Origin of the sequence: Nitratireductor pacificus pht-3B (genome assembly GCF_000300335.1) — a bacterium.
In the GTDB taxonomy this organism is placed as follows: domain Bacteria; phylum Pseudomonadota; class Alphaproteobacteria; order Rhizobiales; family Rhizobiaceae; genus Nitratireductor; species Nitratireductor pacificus.
In genome coordinates this window covers 162,840-179,179 of sequence record NZ_AMRM01000006.1, presented here as the reverse complement: position 1 = coordinate 179,179, position 16,340 = coordinate 162,840, and the positions used below count along the sequence as shown (strand labels likewise).

Genomic DNA, 16,340 nt, shown 5'->3' with positions numbered 1-16,340 from the left:
GTGACGGCCCGAAACGACAGCGCGCGATCCCGCAGCCAGCCGCCATCGGCGCGCCTCGCCGACCGGATCGTCGGTTTCGCGCGCGTGCTGCGCCGCGCCGGTATGCGGGTCGGCCCGGCCGCCGTGATGGACGCGATCCAGGCCGTTCTGGCGGTCGGCATCGAGCGGCGCGAGGATTTTTACTGGACGCTGCATGCGACGCTGGTCTCGCGCCGCGAGGATCATGCGCTGTTCGAGGAGGCGTTCCGCCTCTACTGGGCGCGCCGCGAGGAGCGCGACATCTCCGACGATGGCGGCGAGGAGGCCGAGGTGCTGCGCGAGAAGCCGCGCACCGCCGCGCGCCGGGCCGAGGATGCGCTAGACGAGGAGCGGCGGGGCATCCTGCGCAGGAAACCCGAATTCGAGCTGGACGCGCGGCTTTCCTTTACCGCGATGGAGGTTCTGCGCCGCCGGGATTTCGCCCAGATGTCGGCGGCGGAACTGGCCGAGGCGCGGCTTGCCCTGCGCGATCTCGTCCTGCCCTTCGACCGGGTGGCGACCCGCCGTTTCCGGCCCGATCCGCGCGGCGTCCGGGTCGATCCGCGCGCCATGCTGCGCCTCAGCCTCCGGACCGGCGGCGACCTGATCCTGCCGAAATTCCGCTCGCCCCGGCGCACCGCCCCGCCGCTGGTGGCGCTGGTCGACATCTCCGGCTCGATGAGCCAGTATTCGCGCATCTTCCTGCATTTCCTTCATGCGCTGACCGAGAAGCGCCGCCGCGTCGCGAGCTTCACCTTCGGCACGCGGCTCACCAACATCACCCGTCCGCTGACCCGCCGCGATCCCGACGAGGCGCTCGCCGAGGCGTCGAAAGCCGTCCGGGACTGGTCGGGCGGCACGCGCATCGGCACGGCGCTGGAGGCGTTCAACCGTCTCTGGTCGCGGCGCGTCCTGGGACAGGGCGCCATCGTCCTTCTGATCACCGACGGGCTGGAGCGCGACCACATCGAGGTCCTGTCGCGCGAGATGGAGCGGCTTCACAAATCGTGCCGCCGGCTGATCTGGCTCAACCCGCTGCTCGGCTTCGACGGGTTCGAGCCGCGTGCGCGCGGCATGCGCGCCATGCTGCCTCATGTGGACGAACTGCGCCCCGTTCATTCCCTCGATGCGCTGTCCGACCTTTGCGCCGCCCTGCAGGCTCCAGGAAGGCGTTTCGGGGACTTGGCACCGGGGCATCGTCATGCCCATATGGGAGATGGGAGAAATGCCAATGCCTGACATCACCGAACCGCTCAGCCCGTCCACCGCCCGGGGCGATCCCCTGATGATCGCCGAGGACTGGATGAAGGCCGGCAGGGACGTGGCGATCGCCACCGTGGTCGAGACCTGGGGATCGGCGCCGCGCCCGGTCGGCAGCCATCTGGTGATCGACGCCGAAGGCAATTTCGAGGGCTCGGTTTCCGGCGGCTGCGTGGAGGGGGCGGTGGTGGCCGAGGCGGCCGACGTCCTGGCGCAGGGCACGCCTCGGATGCTGGAATTCGGCGTCGCCGACGAGACCGCATGGGAAGTGGGTCTCTCCTGCGGCGGGCGCATCAGGGTCTATGTCGAGAGGCTGGGCTGATGGATCCGCTGTCGCTCAAGAAACTCAACGCCCTGCGCCGCGAACGCCGCGCCGCGATCCTGCTGACCGAGCTTGCGGGCGGCCGCGACCGGGTGATCCGCGAGGGCGACACGGTGGCGGGCGCGCTTGGCGAGGCGGTTGACCGCGCCTTCCGCTCGGGCCGTTCCGGCGCCGTCGAGATCGACGGCGGGAACTTTTTCCTCAACGTGCATCTGCCGCCGCCGCGCCTTGTGGTGATCGGCGCCGTCCACATCAGCCAGGCGCTTGCGCCGATGGCGCGCCTCGCCGGCTTCGACCTGACGATCATCGACCCGCGCACCGCCTTTGCCTCGCCGGAACGCTTCCCCGGCGTCGCGCTCCATGCCGAATGGCCGGACGCGGTGCTGCAGCGGACGCCGCTGGACGCCTATACGGCGCTGGCCGCGCTCACCCACGACCCGAAGATCGACGACCCGGCGATCCTGGCGGGACTGGATGCGGAATGCTTCTACATCGGCGCGCTCGGCAGCCGCAAAACCCACGCCAAGCGCGTCGAGCGGCTGATGGCGGCCGGCGCGTCGCCTGAGGCGCTCGCGCGCATCGAGGCGCCCATCGGCCTCAACATCGGGGCCTCCACGCCCGCCGAGATCGCGGTGGCCGTTCTCGGATCGGTCATTGCCGCCTTGCGCTCGCGCGGTCTGGCGGTCCGCACGGGCGCCGGGAAGGAACAGGCGGCGTGAAGTTCGGACCGGTTTCCATAGACCACGCCGAGGGCGCGGTTCTTGCACACGCGACGCTCGCCGGCGACACCCGGCTGCGCAAGGCGCATCGGCTGACCGCCGGCGACATCGCGCTGCTGAAGGCTGCCGGTGTCGAGACGGTGACCGCCGCGCGCCTGGATCCCGGCGACCTCGGCGAGGACGAGGCGGCGGCGCGCCTCGCGGCCAGCTTCGTGACCCCAGGCATCGAGGCGCGCGCACCGTCCACCGGCCGGGTCAATCTCTATGCGGCCAATGCCGGCCTGTTCACCGTCGACAGGGCGATGATCGACGCCTTCAACGGCGTCGATCCCGCGATCACCATCGCCACCCTGCCGCCCTTTACCGCCGTCAGTGCCGGGCAGATGGTGGCGACGGTCAAGATCATTCCCTTCGCCGTCGCGGAGACGCGTATCGCGGAAGCCGCGGAGACGGTGGCGGGGCGGGACGCCTTCTCCGTCCGCCCCTTCGCCGCCCGGCGCGTCGGCGTGGTGCAGACGGTGCTGCCGAGCCTGAAGCCGAGCGTGCTCGACAAGACGGCGCGCATCACCGCCGAGCGCCTGGCGCGCTCGGGAAGCGCGCCCGGCCGCGAACTGCGCCCCGAACACGATGAAAAGGCCGTCGCGGCGGCCATCGGCGCGCTGGTCGAGGAAAGCGATCTTCTTCTGGTCTTCGGCGCGTCGGCGGTCTGCGACGCGGACGATGTCATTCCCGCGGCGATCCGGCGGGCCGGCGGGCGCGTCGAACGCGTCGGCATGCCGGTCGATCCGGGCAATCTTCTGGTCATCGGCGAGATCGGCGGCAAGCCGGTCCTCGGCGCGCCGGGCTGCGCCCGCAGTCCGAAGACCAACGGCTTCGACTGGGTTCTCGACCGCCTGATGGCGGGACTGTCCGTGACGGGATCCGACATTGCGGGCATGGGCGTCGGCGGCCTGCTGGCCGAGATCCCGACCCGTCCGCAGCCGCGCGAACCCGCCCGGCAGGCGCGCGCCCTGCCGGTATGGGGCGTGCTTCTTGCCGCCGGGCAGTCGCGCCGCATGGGTGCCGGGAACAAGCTTCTGGCCGATTTCGACGGCACGCCGCTCGTGCGCCGCACGGCCTCGGCGCTTGCGCGCAGCGAGGCCGATGGCGCCGTCGCGGTGCTCGGCCATCAGGCCGACCGCGTGCGCATGGCGCTCGACGGGCTTGGATTGGCCGAGGCGGTCAATCCCGCCTATGCGGAGGGCCTGTCGGGTTCGCTGCGCGCGGGCATCGCCGCGCTGCCGGATGATGCGGCCGGGGCCCTGATCGTGCTTGCGGACATGCCCGGCATCACGGCCGGCGACCTGGACCTCCTGATCGAGGCGTTCCGCGCGGCGGGCGGCAACAGCGTGGTGCGCGCCTCGCACAATGGCAAGCGCGGCAATCCGGTGCTCCTGCCGCGCGCCCTGTTTGCCGAGATCGGGCGCTTGCGGGGCGATACCGGCGCCCGCCATGTGGTCGAGCAGGGGCTTTTTGCCGTCATCGACGTGGAGGTGGGCGCCGCGGCGCATCTGGACGTGGACACGCCGGAAGCGCTCGAGGAAGCCGGCGGCGTGCTGATTCAATGAATTCGATTTCCTCCGTAAGCCATTGGTGCAAATTGGCTTTGTTCGCTGCGTCCGTCATGGTCTTTTCGCAGCCGGCCCATGCGCTCGAGCTTCCTCCGCAAAAGGACCGGCTGTTCGCCTATCCGGCGCTCCTGTCCGCCAGCGGCGACGGGAGCTACCGCGTGGTCGACTATCGCGAGATGCGCGATATCAACGGACGCGACGACATCCCCGAAAGGCGGGTCAACGGAGGGTATATCTCCACCGGAGTGCGCCGGGTGCAGGAGGATCTGGCGCTCAGGACGTCCGCCGGCACCGTGCGCCACGTCGCGGTCGGGACGCGCGAGCGCGCCAGCGCCATCGTCCTCTACCTGCATGGGCAGGGCGGCAACCGCCGGCAGGGCGTCGACGATTTCACCTTCGGCGGCAATTTCAACCGCATCAAGAACCTGATGGCGAACGCCGGGGGATTGTATCTGTCGCCCGATTTCTCCGACTTCTCCGCGCAGGGCGCGCGCGAGATCGCCGCCCTGATCGACCACTACGCCACGCGCTCCCCGGGTGCGCCGGTTTTCGTCGCCTGCGGTTCGATGGGCGGTGCTCTCTGCTGGATGCTGGCGAGCGACCCGGCGACGGCCAAGCGCCTCGGCGGCCTGCTCCTGCTGGGATCGATGTGGGACGAGGGTTTTCTCGAGGCGCCGGCCTTCGCCGGGCGCGTGCCCGTTTTCTTCGGCCATGGCAGCCGCGATCCGGTTTTCGCGGTGGAGAAGCAGGAGGCCTTCTTCCAGCGCATCCGCCGGGCCGCGCCGAACTATCCCGCCCGCTTCGTGCGCTTCGAGACAGGAACGCACGGCACGCCGATCCGCATGACCGACTGGCGCGAAACCCTGAACTGGATGCTGTCGCTGCGCTGAACGCGGCGCTATGGCGAAGGGGTGGCCGGCGTCTCAGGGACCGCTGTGATAATCGAGCAGGGTCACGGGCTCGCTCTCGCCGTCGTAGGAGGCGTCCATGTCATATCGGACCAGCGAAAAACTGCCCTCGCGAAAGATCCACTTGCCGCTCGAGAAGGCATCGCCCATGCCGCGCCACTTGGCATGCGACAGGAGTGTCAACGTCTCGGGATCGTATTCTGAGTTCACCAGCCGACCGTCGGTCTTGTAGCCGATGATGCGCAGGTCCTCGACTTTGCCCTCCCGGTCGTCATTCTCATACTGGATGTCGAGTTCCGGGGTCGCGAACTGAAGCGGCGAGACATTGCCATTCTCGTCGGCGAGCAGATAGGCATGCAGCTCGTTATAGGCACCGCGATCGCACAGGAAGCGGAACAGGCGGGCCTCGTGCTTCGGCGTGTCCGCGCTCTCGTAGGAATAGTTGAACGGGATGCTGTAGACCTGCGGCTCCGCGGCTTCCGGATCGCCCGCCAGCGTGCAGGTCTCGCCATAGGTCGCCGCGAACATCGCCCTGGCGTTGCTCAGTGCCGCATCTGCTTCCACGGGCGCGCCGTCGCCGCATTGCGCCGGAAGCACATCGTTGAGGGCACCTTCCGCGCGCTTCAGGGACGCCTTCTCGATGTGCAGCGGAGTGTAGGGCGTGCCCTGGATCTGCGGATTGGAGAGACGCAGCGTGTAACAACCCGCGAAAACCTGCTCGCCGCCGTCCTTGCCCCGTGCGCGGATCGCCACCGGCACGGCGTAGAAGGTGGTGCCGGCCGCGCCCTCCGTAGTGGCCGCACCCGTCGCCAGCGCGACATGTTCCGTCTCCGCGTAGCCCGCCGCATAGGCCTCGACGCTGGCGGCCGGTGGGGTCGAGAAATAGTCGAACGCGCGCGCATATTCCTGGCGGTTGACGGCGTTGTAGAGCGAGCGCAGGAGCGCTTCCGGCGTCGACCGGTCGTCGAGATAGGCTTCCTGCGCCAGTGCGGGAACCGGCGACGCGGCCATTGCCGCAGCCGCAATCAGTGCGAATCGCATCATCGAGCCTCCTCAGCGTTCCGGCCGCGCGAATCTATCGAAGGGAAACGCGAAGCGGTATCGATAATAGATCCGACAGAATGGGCAGATTATGTCGGCGCCGCAGGCCGGGTGCCTTTTGCCGATGCTTCAAATAGACTGCGCCGCGGCAGATGTTTCTTAACCGGTGCTGGCTAACAATCTGCCGAAAGTATCCTATGATCGGTCGGCAGGCCGGCGATTCAAGAATGGAACGGGCATGGCGACGGGAGCGCGCCGCGATTTCGCGGCTCTTCTTGACGAGCTTCTGCGCGACGAGGCCGAGGCGGCCGAGGTCGTCGGGCCGCCGCGTTCGCTCGACTATCTGTCGGTCGCCGACGAGCTTCACTCCGGCCGGATCAATTTCACCGACAAGCGCGCCGAGGCCGAGTACCGCGCCCATCAGGCGGCGCCGCGCCCGGAGCCCCCCCGGACCCAGAAGCAGGCAAAGCCGACCGTGAAGCCGCCTTCGACGGACCCGGACGAGATCGCCGCCGAACTGGGCCTCACCGGCGATGCCGGCACGGCGGAGCCGAAAAAGCTCGACCGGCTGCGGCGCGACTTCGCCTTCCGCAATCACCCCGACCGGGTGCCGGCGCATCTGCGCGCCCATGCGATGATCCGCATGCAGGTGGCCAACATGCTGATCGATGAGGCGAAGCGTCGGCCGCTCACAAAGCCGGGGCGTGGTAAAGCCACGGCATGAGCTTGCTGCGGTTCTGCCAGCGTGCGAACAGCAGCACGGACACCACGGCGAGACCGCTGACCAGGCCGATCCAGATGCCGACGCCGCCGAAGTCGAGCGGGAAGGCCAGCATCACGCCGAGCGTCATGCCGATCCCCCAATAGCCGCAGAGCGAGTAGATCATCGGCACCTTCGTGTCGTGCAGCCCGCGCAGCATGCCCCCGGCGACCGCCTGCGCGCCGTCGAAGATCTGGAACAGGGCGGCCAGCGCCAGGAACGACACGGCAAGCTGGATGACCTGCTGGTTGTCCGGCAGCGTCAGGTCCAGGAAGCCGCCGATCAGCACCTTCGGCATCAGGATCATCATCAGGCCCATCAGCGCCATGAAACCGACGCCGATGGCATAGGCCGTCCAGCCGGCGCGCGTGATGGCCTCGACATTGCGCGCGCCGAAAGCGCGTCCGACCCGCACGGTGGCCGCCTGGCTGAGGCCCATCGGCACCATGAAGGTGATCGAGGATATCTGCATCGCGATGGCGTGCGCGGCGAGCGCCGGCGCGCTGATCAGGCCCATCAGCAGCGCGGCGGCGTTGAAGATCGTCACCTCGAAGGTCATCGAACCGGCGATCGGCAGGCCGAGGCGCAGCAATTCGCGGAAGCGCGGCCAGTCGGAGCGCCAGAAGCGTCCGAAGAGATGGAACCGGCGGAAGCGGCGTTCCAGCGAAACGACGGCGACCATGCCGAAGAACATCAGCGTGCTCGCAAGTGTCGTGGCGATCCCCGACCCGGGCACGCCAAGCGCCGGGAAGCCGAGATTGCCGAACATCAGGCACCAGTTGGCGAAAACGTTGAACGCCACCATGATGAACATGATGGTCAGTGCCCAGCCGGGCCGCTCCAGCGCCGAAATGAAGGAACGCAGCACGATGTAGCCGAAGAAGGGCAGGGCTGCCCATTGCAGCGCGCGCACATAGCTGGCGGCGACCTTGGCGAGGGCCGGTTCCTGGCCCATCCAGAGCAGGAACGCCTCCGCCTGCCAGAGGATCAGCCAGATGGGGATCGAGGCGGCGATGGCCAGCCACAGCGCCTGACGCACGGTTCGCCGCACGTCGCGAACTGAATGAAGCTTGCGGCCGAGCGCGCTCGCCATCATCGGCGAGGCGGCGAGAAGCAGGCCAAGGCCGAAGATCAGCGGCGCGAAGTAGAGATTGTAGCCGAGCGTGCCGGCCGCCAGCGCCTGCGGTCCGAGACGACCCATCATCATGACGTCGGTCGTGGTCATGGCGATCTGCGCGAGGTTGGTGAGCACCATCGGCCATGCGAGCGCCAGAGTCGCGCGCACTTCCGCGATCCACGGATTGGCCGGCGCCCGCGCGCCGGAGGCAAGCACAGTCATGTCGTTTACCTCGTAGCGGCCGGCGGAATGCTCGACGACGACCGAAAGTGACGCGGAAGGAAAATGCCTTCGGCGGTCAATCGCTTTTATAGGCTTAACCGTGACAGGCAAGGAGGATTTGGTTGGTCCAGCCCGGAACGGCCCTCGTTCAGGCCATCGATGCCGACATCAGCCGCGAGCGCGGCGCGTGCGTCGGCCGGCGGGTGCGCTGTCGGCGCCGCTCTGCGCGGCACTCTTGTTGCGCATCGGGCCGACGCGGGCCTCGATCGCCGCGATGTCCGGACGCGCGGCCGGTTGCCTGTGCCCGTCGAGCGCCGCGCGCATGGCGGCCAGATGCTCGAAGGACGTGCCGCAGCAGCCGCCGATGATCCTGGCGCCGCCGTCCACGGCGAGGCGGACATATTCGCTCATCAGTTCAGGCGTTCCGGAATAGTGGACTTCCGTGCCGCGGAACTCCGGAATCCCGCAATTGCCCTTGACAACGATGGTCGCCTCGGGCTTCGCCTCGGACATGTCGAGCAGGGCCGCCAGGATGTCGGGAGCGCCGACGCCGCAATTGGCGCCCACGGCCAGCGGCGCCTCGGCCAGCCCGTCGACCACGCCATGGATGTCCTTCGGCGCCAGCCCCATCATCGTGCGGCCCGCCGTGTCGAACGAGCCGGTATAGGTGTAGGGCATGCCGACCCTGATCGCCGCCTCCGCCGCCGCGCGAATCTCGTCCGGCGCCGACATGGTCTCGATCCAGGCGACTTCCGCCCCTCCGGCCTTCAGCCCTTCCATCTGCTCGGCGAAGGCGTCCACGGCCTCGTCATAGGTCATGGCGCCGAGCGGCACGAGAAGCTCGCCCGTCGGACCCACCGAGCCGGCGACGATGACGCGGCGTCCGGCCTTCGCCGCCACGTTGCAGGCGATCTCCGCGGCCTTCTTGTTGAGTTCGAAGACCCTGTCCTGCGCATGGTGCAGTTTCAGCCGCTGGCGCGTGCCGCCGAAGGAGTTGGTGAGGATGATGTCGGCGCCTGAATCCACGAACCCTTGGTGCAGCGCCTCGATCTTTTCCGGCGCTTCCGTGTTCCACAGTTCCGGTGCGTCGCCCGACTGGAGGCCCATGGCGAACAGATTGGTGCCCGTCGCCCCGTCCGCAAGCAGAATTCCCTTTTCGGCGATCAGCGCGTCGATGGGGTTGTGCATGGCGGTGGCCTCGCTTCTGTCGGGAGAATGACCTGCAGGGAAAGCTATGAAGAAATCTGCACGGCGGGTCAATGCGGCGGCACGGTCGGGTGCCGGTCGCGCCCCCGGAAACCCTATCCGAGCCGCAGGCTCTTGACGAAGTCAGCCGCTTCATGCGCGTTGATCTCGGCGCCGCGGATCAGCCCGTCGAAATGGCGCGTCAGCGTGGTGACGGAGCTGGTGGCGCTCAGCACCAGATACATGCCGCCCATATACAGCGCCGCCCGGTAGGGGCCGAACACCGTGTAGGGCGCCGAATAGCGTTTGCGCCCGTCGTAGAGGAACAGGCGGAACGTCGGGTAGAGATCGTCCAGCAGCTGCGCCATGTGAACGATCTGCTCGGCGCGCACAGGCTCGGGCAGGGTGCGCCAGATGCCTTCGCCCTTGGCGAACAGTTCCAGTGTCTGGCGCGGCATGCAGACTTCCATGTCGGTCTCCGGGCGCCGGTTGTAGTCGACCCGGTACTGCGCCTCGCTGAGCTGCGCAGTGCGGCTCTGAGGCATCGCCTCCGCCTCGTAGAGGATCACCGCCTCCGTGCGCAGCAGGTCGGGAATGCCCGCCGGCACGTAGCGGATCTTCGTGCCGACGGCCTCGGCATGCCATTTCGCCAGCAGCGTATCGTTGAAGCCGCCCCGCGCCTCGGTGATCTCGAGGCTCTCGCGCAGTTCGCCGGTGATGCCCTCGTCCTGGCTGAGGCCGAGAAGCCAGTCGAGCGACACCTGGTGCTCCGCCGCGATCCTGAGCAGGGTTTCGGCGCGCGGCAGCCGCGCCGAGGCGCCGGAGAGCAGTTGCGAAAGGGCGGACCGGTCGATGCCGACGGCCGCGGCGAAGGCAGACTGGTTCAGTCCCGAGCGCTGCAGGAGGCCTTTCAGGCGGTCGCGAAAGGTGCCGGAAAGGTCGCGCTTGTCCATGCCGGATGCTCCTTCGAAGTCGAAATCGTTCATTTGTCGCAATAAATGATGCGTTTAATAAACAAATGATGGGCATGGATATCATTGTCAACATTCTGTGCGCAGTCTCGCGTTGAGCCCTGCGGGTGCTCCTGACACTCTTCTGTCAGGAATCAACAGCGCCGCCATGTCGGGTTTGGGTGCGGCGCGGAACTGGGACAGAATGCGCATCACGGGAAAGCGCCGGGGCGGCGGCCGTCTATCGATTGAATGGCCTACACTAATTCTGATCGTGGCTTGCTACGGCCTTTGGCTGGCCGCCGGCATTCTTCTGTGGCCGCAATGGCCGCTCGCCGCGCTGGCGCTCCTGACAATCGCCATCGCGCTGCAATCCTCGCTCATGCATGAATGCCTGCATGGTCACCCGACCCGCGACGCCAGGCTCAACGAATCCCTGGTGTTTCTGCCGATCGGTCTGGTCTATCCCTATCGCCGGTTCAAGGCACTGCACCTGCGCCACCATGCCGACGAGCGCCTGACCGATCCGTTCGAGGACCCGGAGAGCTACTACAAGGCGCTGTGGCGCTATGAGGAACTGCCGCGCTGGGCGCGGGCGATCCTCGCGGTGAACAACACCATGGCCGGCCGCTTCGTGCTCGGACCCGTCATCATGAACATCGGCTTCCTCGCCGCCGAGGCGAAGCTGATCGGCGAGGGCGACCGTGCGGTGCGTCGGGCGTGGGGGTTCCATGTCGCCGGGCTGGCGGTCGTCCTGCCGCTCGTCGCCTACGGGTTCTCCATGCCGCTGTGGCTTTATGTGCTTGTGCCGGCTTGGCTCGGGCAGTCCCTGATCTCCGTCCGGACCTTCGCCGAGCATCAATGGTCGGAGCGCCCGGACGGACGGACCATCATCGTCGAGCGCTCGCCGCTCGCGCTCCTGTTCCTCAACAACAACCTGCATCTGGTGCATCACAAGATGCCGTCCGCCCCCTGGTACAGACTGCCCTCGCTATACCGGGCGAAACGCGCCGAGTGGCTGCGGATGAACGGCGGTTACGCCTATCCCGGCTACCTGGCGTTGCTGAAGGATTTCGCCTTCCGTCCGAAGGAGCCGGTGCCGCATCCGGTCCTGCGCCGCGCCCGGGAGAAGCCGCGGGCCTTCAGCCCCCGCGCGCGCGGCCGTTCCCTCGGCAGCGCCGGCGGCGTCGCGGTGCCGGCGCGTCCGGCGAAGGAATAGTTTTCCTTGCCATCACGTCGATTATCGCCCGTTATGGTTCCATGAGTTCCCTGATCGCAACCTTGCCCATGTATGACTGGCCCGAGCGCCGGGCGGAGGTCGATGCCGAGTGGCATGGCCTGCGCGATGCGCTGCGCTCCGCCGGTCTCGACGCACCCGGCGAGCTGACCCGTCCGCCCGGTAATCTGCACGCCGTCTGGCGCGACCCGCAGCTCCTGCTTGGGCAGACCTGCTGGGGACCGATGCAGGCCGGCCTGCAGGACGATGTCGAGCTTGTCGGCCAGCCCGATTATTCCGACTGCGAGGGCGGGGCGGGCGTGCTCTATTCGAGCGCCATTCTGATGCGCGCGGAGGAGGGAGGCGACCAGATCGCTGCGCCGGCCGACGGCAAGGCCGACATCTGCGTCGAACGGCTGCGCGGCAAGCGCTTTGCCTACAACGACCCACTTTCCGTGTCGGGGCTGCTTGCCCTGTCCAACGACCTGGAGGCCATGGGTGCCGGCCTCGAAATATTCTCCGCGCGCATCATGACCGGCGCGCACCGCGCGGCGATCCGTTGCGTCGCGGCGCGGAAGGCCGATGTCTGCTCGGTGGACTGCCGCTCATGGATGCTGGCGCAGGCGTTCGAGCCGGCCGCCCGGCAGATGCGCGTGGTCGGCTGGACGGCGCTGCGTCCCGGTCTGCCCTACATCACCAGCCGCGCGACACCGGCCGACGCCGTGGCGCTTCTGCGCCAGGTGGCCGCGACTAGCTCCGCATCCGCGCCCCATCGGGATCGAACGGCGGCAGCGTGTTGATGCGCGCAGGGCGGCGCTGGCCGAGAATCTCGATCTCGAACAGGCCGTCGCTCTCATCCTCCGCGAGCGCGGCGGGCACATAGCCCTGCGCCATGGATTGCTTCACATGGTGGGCATAGCCGCCTGAGGTGACCCAGCCGACGACGCGCCACGCGCCGTCCCTGATGCCGCGAACGGCTGCAGCGTCCGCGTCACGGCCATTCGCGCCGCCGCCCGAAATCGCACGGCCGCTCGCATCGAAGCGCGGCGCGCCATAGCCATGCAGTTTCTCCACCGTGCCGTAATCCGTGTCGCCGACCCTGGCCCAGATCGGCTCGTCGCCCATCACGTCCGCATCGCCCGCATCGACGATGAAGGACACGCGACGCAGCTTCGGCCCGTCCGCCTTCTCCCACGCCGCCGCCTCCCGGCCGATGAAATCGTTCTTCTCCAGCTTGACGAAGCGCTCCATAGCACCCTCGAAGGGGCCGTAGATCGGCCGCAGCTCGCGAAACCAGGTTGGAAAATTTTTCTCCAGTCGCATGCACAGCAGGGCGCGCATGCCGAAATCGACGATGCCATGTGCGCTGCCCGCATCCTTGATTGCCTCGTAGACCCGGCGCTGATAGGCCGGCGGCATCCAGATCTCGTAGCCGAGGTCGCCCGTATAGCTCAGCCGGTTGACCATGCAGGTCGCGCCCGCCACGGCCATCTCGCGAAAGTCCATGAACCGGAACGCTTCCTTCGACACATCGGTATCGGCAAGCTGATCTAGAACCGCGCGCGCCTGCGGCCCCGCGATCGACAGGCCGACCAGGGTCTGGTCGAAGCGGTGAATCCGCACCGAGCCATCCGCCGGCAGATGCTTCTCGAACCAGCGCATGTGATAGATCTGCGCCGCCGAGGATCCCCACACCATGAAGCGCTCGCCGGCACCGTCGGGGCCGCGATTGGCGATGGTGAAGTCGCCGATCAGCTTGCCGGTCTCGTTCAGCATCGGCGTCAGCACGATCCGTCCGGGTTTCGGCATGCGGTTGGTCATCAGCCGGTTGAGAAACGCCGCGGCACCGGGCCCGGCAATCTCGTATTTGGCGAAATTGGCGATCTCCGTCACGCCGACCCGCTCGCGGACGGCGCGCACCTCATTGCCCACATGCGCGAAATCATTGGAGCGATGGAAGGAAACGATGTCCTTCGCCTCCATGCCTGGCGGCGCGAACCAGAGCGGTGTCTCCAGCCCCCAGCTGTCGCCCATCACGGCATTGTTGTCGCGGGTCATGACGTCGTAGAGCGGCGTCGTCTGGGCCGGGCGGGCGGCCGGCAGTTCCTCGTTCGGGAAGCGGATCGAGAAGCGGCGGGAGTAGTTTTCCCGGACCTTGGCGTTGGTGTAGCGCAGGCTCGCCCATTCGCCGAAGCGGGCGACATCCATGCCCCAGACATCAAAACCCGGATCGCCGTCGACCATCCAGTTCGACAGCGCAAGCCCGACGCCGCCGCCCTGGCTGAAGCCGGCCATCACCGCGCAGGCGCACCAGAAATTGGTCAGCCCCTGCACGGGCCCGACAAGCGGGTTGCCGTCCGGCGCGAAGGTGAATGGCCCGTTGATGACCTGCTTGATGCCGGCATTCTCGAGCGCCGGGAAATGGCGGAAGCCCACCTCCAGAGATGGCGCGATGCGGTCGATGTCCGGCTCCAGCAGCTCATGGCCGAAATCCCACGGCGTCTCGCGCGGCGACCAGGGCTTTGCGGCTTTCTCGTAGGTGCCGAGCAGGATGCCGTTGCGCTCCTGCCGGGTGTAGATTTCGCCCTTGAAGTCGATGACGCCGATCATCTCGCGGCCGGTCTCGCGGTTGAACGCCTCCACCTCGGGCATCGGCTCGGTCAGGAGATACATGTGCTCCATCGCCAGAAGGGGCAGTTCGAGGCCGACCATTCGGCCCACCTCGCGCGCCCACAACCCGCCGCAGTTGACCACGTGTTCGGCTTTGACCGTGCCCTGTTCGGTGACGACATTCCAAGTGCCGTCAAGCTCTTGCGTCAGTTCCGTGACTCGGTTTCTGAGGACGATCTCCGCGCCCAGCTTGCGCGCAGCCTTGGCATAGGCATGGGTCGTGCCGGAGGGATCGAGATGCCCCTCGACAGGGTCCCACATCGCGCCGACGAAATGGCGCTCATCCATCAGCGGGAACATCGCCTTGGCCTCGGACGGCGTGATCAGCTCCGTCTCCATGCCCAGATAGCGGCCCTTGGCATGGGCGAGCCGCAGGAAATCCATGCGCTCGGGACTGTCGGCCAGCATCACGCCGCCGGTCAGATGCAAGCCGCAGGATTGCTCGGAAAGTTCCTCGATCTCCTTGTAGAGCTGCACGGTATAGGCTTGCAGCTTGGCGACGTTCGGATCGCCATTGAGCGTATGGAAGCCGCCGGCGGCATGCCAGGACGACCCCGAAGTCAGCTCCGAGCGCTCGATCAGCATCACGTCGCGCCAGCCGGCCCGCGCCAGATGGTAAAGCACCGAGCAACCGACGACGCCACCGCCGATAACCACCGCTTTTGCGTGAGATTTCATGGGGTTGTTCCCGCTTCATGAATCAGTTGAACAGGTTTTAAGGTGCGGCGCGCCGCGCTCAAAAATCCGTCGGCGCACCGCCTTCGCGGATGCGGCGTTCGACGAAATCGTTCAGCTCATCGCGGATGCCTTCGTCCATCGGCGGCGGTTCATAGATTGCCAGCCGCTCCTTCCAGAGCCGGTTGGCGTGGTCGATGGACGTCGGCGAACCGCCCTGCGCCCAGTTTTCGTAATTGCGCCAGTCGGAGATGATCGGCGCGTAAAACGCCGTCTTGTAGCGCGCCTGTGTGTGCGGCGAGCCGAAGAAGTGACCGCCCGGACCCACCTCGCGGATGGCCTCGACGGCGAGCGCGTCCTCCGACAGGTCGAGCGGCGCCATAAACTCGGCCATCATCTGTAAAAGGTCGATGTCGAGCATCATCTTCTCGTAGGAGCAGCACAGCCCGCCCTCCAGCCAGCCGGCGGCATGCTTGATCATGTTGGCGCCGCCCTGGACGCAGCCCCACAGCGAGAAGACGCTTTCATAGGCGGCCTGCGCGTCGACCGTGTTGGCGGCGCAGACATTCGAGCTGCGATAGGGGATCGCATAGCGCCGCGCGAGCTGTCCGCCCAGGAGCTGCGCCTTCATGTATTCTGGCGTGCCGAAGGCCGGCGCGCCCGAGCGCATGTCGACATTCGAGGTGAAGCCGCCATAGCCGACCGGCGCCCCCTTGCGCACCATCTGCGCGAAGGCGAGGGCGGCCAGCGCCTCGGCGTTCTGCTGCACCACCGCGCCGGCGATGGTGACGGGCGCCATGGCGCCGGCCAGCGTGAAAGGGGTGACGATGACGGCCTGTCCGTGCCTGGCCATCTGGATGATTCCTTCCATCATCGGCACGTCGAGCTTCAGCGGCGAGTTAGTGTTGATGATGGTGAAGCAGGACACCTCGTTCGCGAACTGCTCGCGGCTCACGCCGCGCGCGATCCGGGCGATCTCGATGCCGTCGAGATTGCGCTCCTTGCCGAGCGAGTAGATGTGGAACGCCTTGTCGGTCAGCGTGACGATGTCGCGCAGGCATTCCAGGTGCCGTATGCCGGCATGGATGTCGACCGGCTCGACCGGATAGCCGCCCTGGCACTGGATGATGTTGTGCATCTGGGAGAGCTTCACGAAGTTGCGGAAATCCTCCCGGTTTCCGGGTCGGCGTCCACGGTCGGCATCGGAGCAGTTGGGCGCCGAGGCCATTTCGGCGACGATGAGGTTCCGCCCGCCCATGCGCAGATTGTGGGCGGGGTTGCGGGCATGCACCTCGAATGCGCTCGGGCAATGGACGATCAGCTCTAGGATCAGCGCCGGATCGAAATGCACGCGCTGCGTGTCCGGGCGCACATCGGCCCCATGCGCCTTCATGATGGCGCGTGCCTCGTCGTGCAGCACCTCGACGCCGATGTCCCGGAGCACCCGCAGCGACGCCTCGTGGATCGCTTCCAGCGCGTCGTCCGAGACGATCTTCGTCGGTTCGAACGGATTGACCAGTTGCCGGAAGGCGGGTTGCTCGAACGTCGCCGAACCGCTGCGCTTGCCGGCGCGTCCGCCGCGCCGCGCGCGGCCCGGAAGCGCATCTGCTGTGGCGAGGTCCTCCGTCATGGCGTTCCTTCCCGCTGCCTCAGGGGTGACCATGATG

14 protein-coding genes are annotated in these 16,340 nt (G+C 67.4%); 8 read left to right on the top strand and 6 right to left on the bottom strand.

Features of this window, described 5'->3' with window-relative positions:
* From NA2_RS07315 to NA2_RS07295, 5 genes are read left to right on the top strand one after another with little or no spacing between them, the layout of a single operon-like run.
* Entirely contained in the window at positions 1-1,257 is a 1,257-nt protein-coding gene (locus NA2_RS07315; RefSeq protein WP_008595901.1) for a vWA domain-containing protein, read from the top strand.
* On the top strand, positions 1,250-1,600 hold the full coding sequence (locus NA2_RS07310) for an XdhC family protein (protein WP_008595899.1): 351 nt from the start codon (positions 1,250-1,252) through the stop codon (positions 1,598-1,600). Before NA2_RS07315 ends, NA2_RS07310 begins: the two co-directional genes overlap by 8 nt.
* Positions 1,600-2,319, top strand: a complete 720-nt coding sequence (locus NA2_RS07305; RefSeq protein WP_008595897.1) for an XdhC family protein — start codon at positions 1,600-1,602, stop codon at positions 2,317-2,319. Before NA2_RS07310 ends, NA2_RS07305 begins: the two co-directional genes overlap by 1 nt.
* On the top strand, positions 2,316-3,926 hold the full coding sequence (locus tag NA2_RS07300) for an NTP transferase domain-containing protein (RefSeq protein ID WP_008595895.1): 1,611 nt from the start codon (positions 2,316-2,318) through the stop codon (positions 3,924-3,926). The genes NA2_RS07305 and NA2_RS07300 overlap by 4 nt, the downstream gene beginning before the upstream one ends.
* 56 nt (positions 3,927-3,982) lie before the next feature.
* A complete protein-coding gene (locus tag NA2_RS07295) occupies positions 3,983-4,819 on the top strand; it encodes an alpha/beta hydrolase family protein (protein WP_040677055.1) in 837 nt (278 codons plus the stop codon).
* Positions 4,820-4,852: 33 nt separating this feature from the next.
* On the opposite strand, the gene NA2_RS07290 is transcribed toward NA2_RS07295, so the two are convergent.
* Positions 4,853-5,878 (bottom strand): DUF1176 domain-containing protein, encoded by a 1,026-nt coding sequence (locus tag NA2_RS07290; protein ID WP_040677121.1) that lies wholly within the window; start codon positions 5,876-5,878, stop codon positions 4,853-4,855.
* Positions 5,879-6,116: 238 nt separating this feature from the next.
* On the opposite strand from NA2_RS07290, the gene NA2_RS07285 reads away from it, so the two are divergent.
* Positions 6,117-6,602, top strand: a complete 486-nt coding sequence (locus NA2_RS07285) for a hypothetical protein (protein WP_008595889.1) — start codon at positions 6,117-6,119, stop codon at positions 6,600-6,602.
* Here NA2_RS07285 and NA2_RS07280 read toward each other — a convergent pair.
* The 3 genes from NA2_RS07280 to NA2_RS07270 form a co-directional block, all read right to left on the bottom strand.
* Positions 6,568-7,977 carry an MATE family efflux transporter gene (locus NA2_RS07280; RefSeq protein ID WP_008595886.1) on the bottom strand — a complete coding sequence of 470 codons (1,410 nt, stop codon included), beginning with the start codon at positions 7,975-7,977 and terminating at the stop codon, positions 6,568-6,570. The genes NA2_RS07285 and NA2_RS07280 overlap by 35 nt on opposite strands.
* A 168-nt stretch (positions 7,978-8,145) precedes the next feature.
* Positions 8,146-9,165 carry a betaine--homocysteine S-methyltransferase gene (gene bmt, locus NA2_RS07275; protein ID WP_008595884.1) on the bottom strand — a complete coding sequence of 340 codons (1,020 nt, stop codon included), beginning with the start codon at positions 9,163-9,165 and terminating at the stop codon, positions 8,146-8,148.
* 113 nt (positions 9,166-9,278) lie between these two features.
* Complete coding sequence (locus NA2_RS07270) at positions 9,279-10,115, bottom strand: helix-turn-helix domain-containing protein (RefSeq protein WP_040677118.1); 837 nt, start codon at positions 10,113-10,115, stop codon at positions 9,279-9,281.
* A 202-nt stretch (positions 10,116-10,317) separates the two neighbouring features.
* Here NA2_RS07270 and NA2_RS07265 point away from each other — a divergent pair, with 202 nt between their 5' ends.
* Positions 10,318-11,331 (top strand): fatty acid desaturase, encoded by a 1,014-nt coding sequence (locus NA2_RS07265; RefSeq protein WP_008595880.1) that lies wholly within the window; start codon positions 10,318-10,320, stop codon positions 11,329-11,331.
* Between the two features lie 68 nt (positions 11,332-11,399).
* A complete protein-coding gene (locus NA2_RS07260) occupies positions 11,400-12,128 on the top strand; it encodes a phosphate/phosphite/phosphonate ABC transporter substrate-binding protein (protein WP_008595879.1) in 729 nt (242 codons plus the stop codon).
* On the opposite strand, the gene NA2_RS07255 is transcribed toward NA2_RS07260, so the two are convergent.
* Together NA2_RS07255 and NA2_RS07250 are read right to left on the bottom strand one after the other, a co-directional pair.
* Positions 12,079-14,676: a GcvT family protein gene (locus NA2_RS07255; RefSeq protein WP_040677053.1), complete on the bottom strand. Its 2,598-nt coding sequence runs from the start codon at positions 14,674-14,676 to the stop codon at positions 12,079-12,081. The genes NA2_RS07260 and NA2_RS07255 overlap by 50 nt on opposite strands.
* A gap of 58 nt (positions 14,677-14,734) precedes the next feature.
* Positions 14,735-16,303, bottom strand: coding sequence for a trimethylamine methyltransferase family protein (locus NA2_RS07250; RefSeq protein ID WP_008595875.1), 1,569 nt, complete (start codon positions 16,301-16,303; stop codon positions 14,735-14,737).
* Positions 16,304-16,340 lie beyond the last annotated feature (37 nt).

Coding starts and splice junctions, on each gene's coding strand:
- NA2_RS07310 (WP_008595899.1), top strand. CDS start 1,250: ATGCCTGACATCACCGAACCGCTCAGCCCGTCCACCGCCCGGGGCGAT.
- NA2_RS07305 (WP_008595897.1), top strand. CDS start 1,600: ATGGATCCGCTGTCGCTCAAGAAACTCAACGCCCTGCGCCGCGAACGC.
- NA2_RS07295 (WP_040677055.1), top strand. CDS start 3,983: ATGGTCTTTTCGCAGCCGGCCCATGCGCTCGAGCTTCCTCCGCAAAAG.
- NA2_RS07290 (WP_040677121.1), bottom strand. CDS start 5,878: ATGCGATTCGCACTGATTGCGGCTGCGGCAATGGCCGCGTCGCCGGTT.
- NA2_RS07285 (WP_008595889.1), top strand. CDS start 6,117: ATGGCGACGGGAGCGCGCCGCGATTTCGCGGCTCTTCTTGACGAGCTT.
- NA2_RS07280 (WP_008595886.1), bottom strand. CDS start 7,977: ATGACTGTGCTTGCCTCCGGCGCGCGGGCGCCGGCCAATCCGTGGATC.
- bmt (WP_008595884.1), bottom strand. CDS start 9,165: ATGCACAACCCCATCGACGCGCTGATCGCCGAAAAGGGAATTCTGCTT.
- NA2_RS07270 (WP_040677118.1), bottom strand. CDS start 10,115: ATGGACAAGCGCGACCTTTCCGGCACCTTTCGCGACCGCCTGAAAGGC.
- NA2_RS07265 (WP_008595880.1), top strand. CDS start 10,318: ATGCGCATCACGGGAAAGCGCCGGGGCGGCGGCCGTCTATCGATTGAA.
- NA2_RS07260 (WP_008595879.1), top strand. CDS start 11,400: ATGTATGACTGGCCCGAGCGCCGGGCGGAGGTCGATGCCGAGTGGCAT.
- NA2_RS07255 (WP_040677053.1), bottom strand. CDS start 14,676: ATGAAATCTCACGCAAAAGCGGTGGTTATCGGCGGTGGCGTCGTCGGT.
- NA2_RS07250 (WP_008595875.1), bottom strand. CDS start 16,303: ATGACGGAGGACCTCGCCACAGCAGATGCGCTTCCGGGCCGCGCGCGG.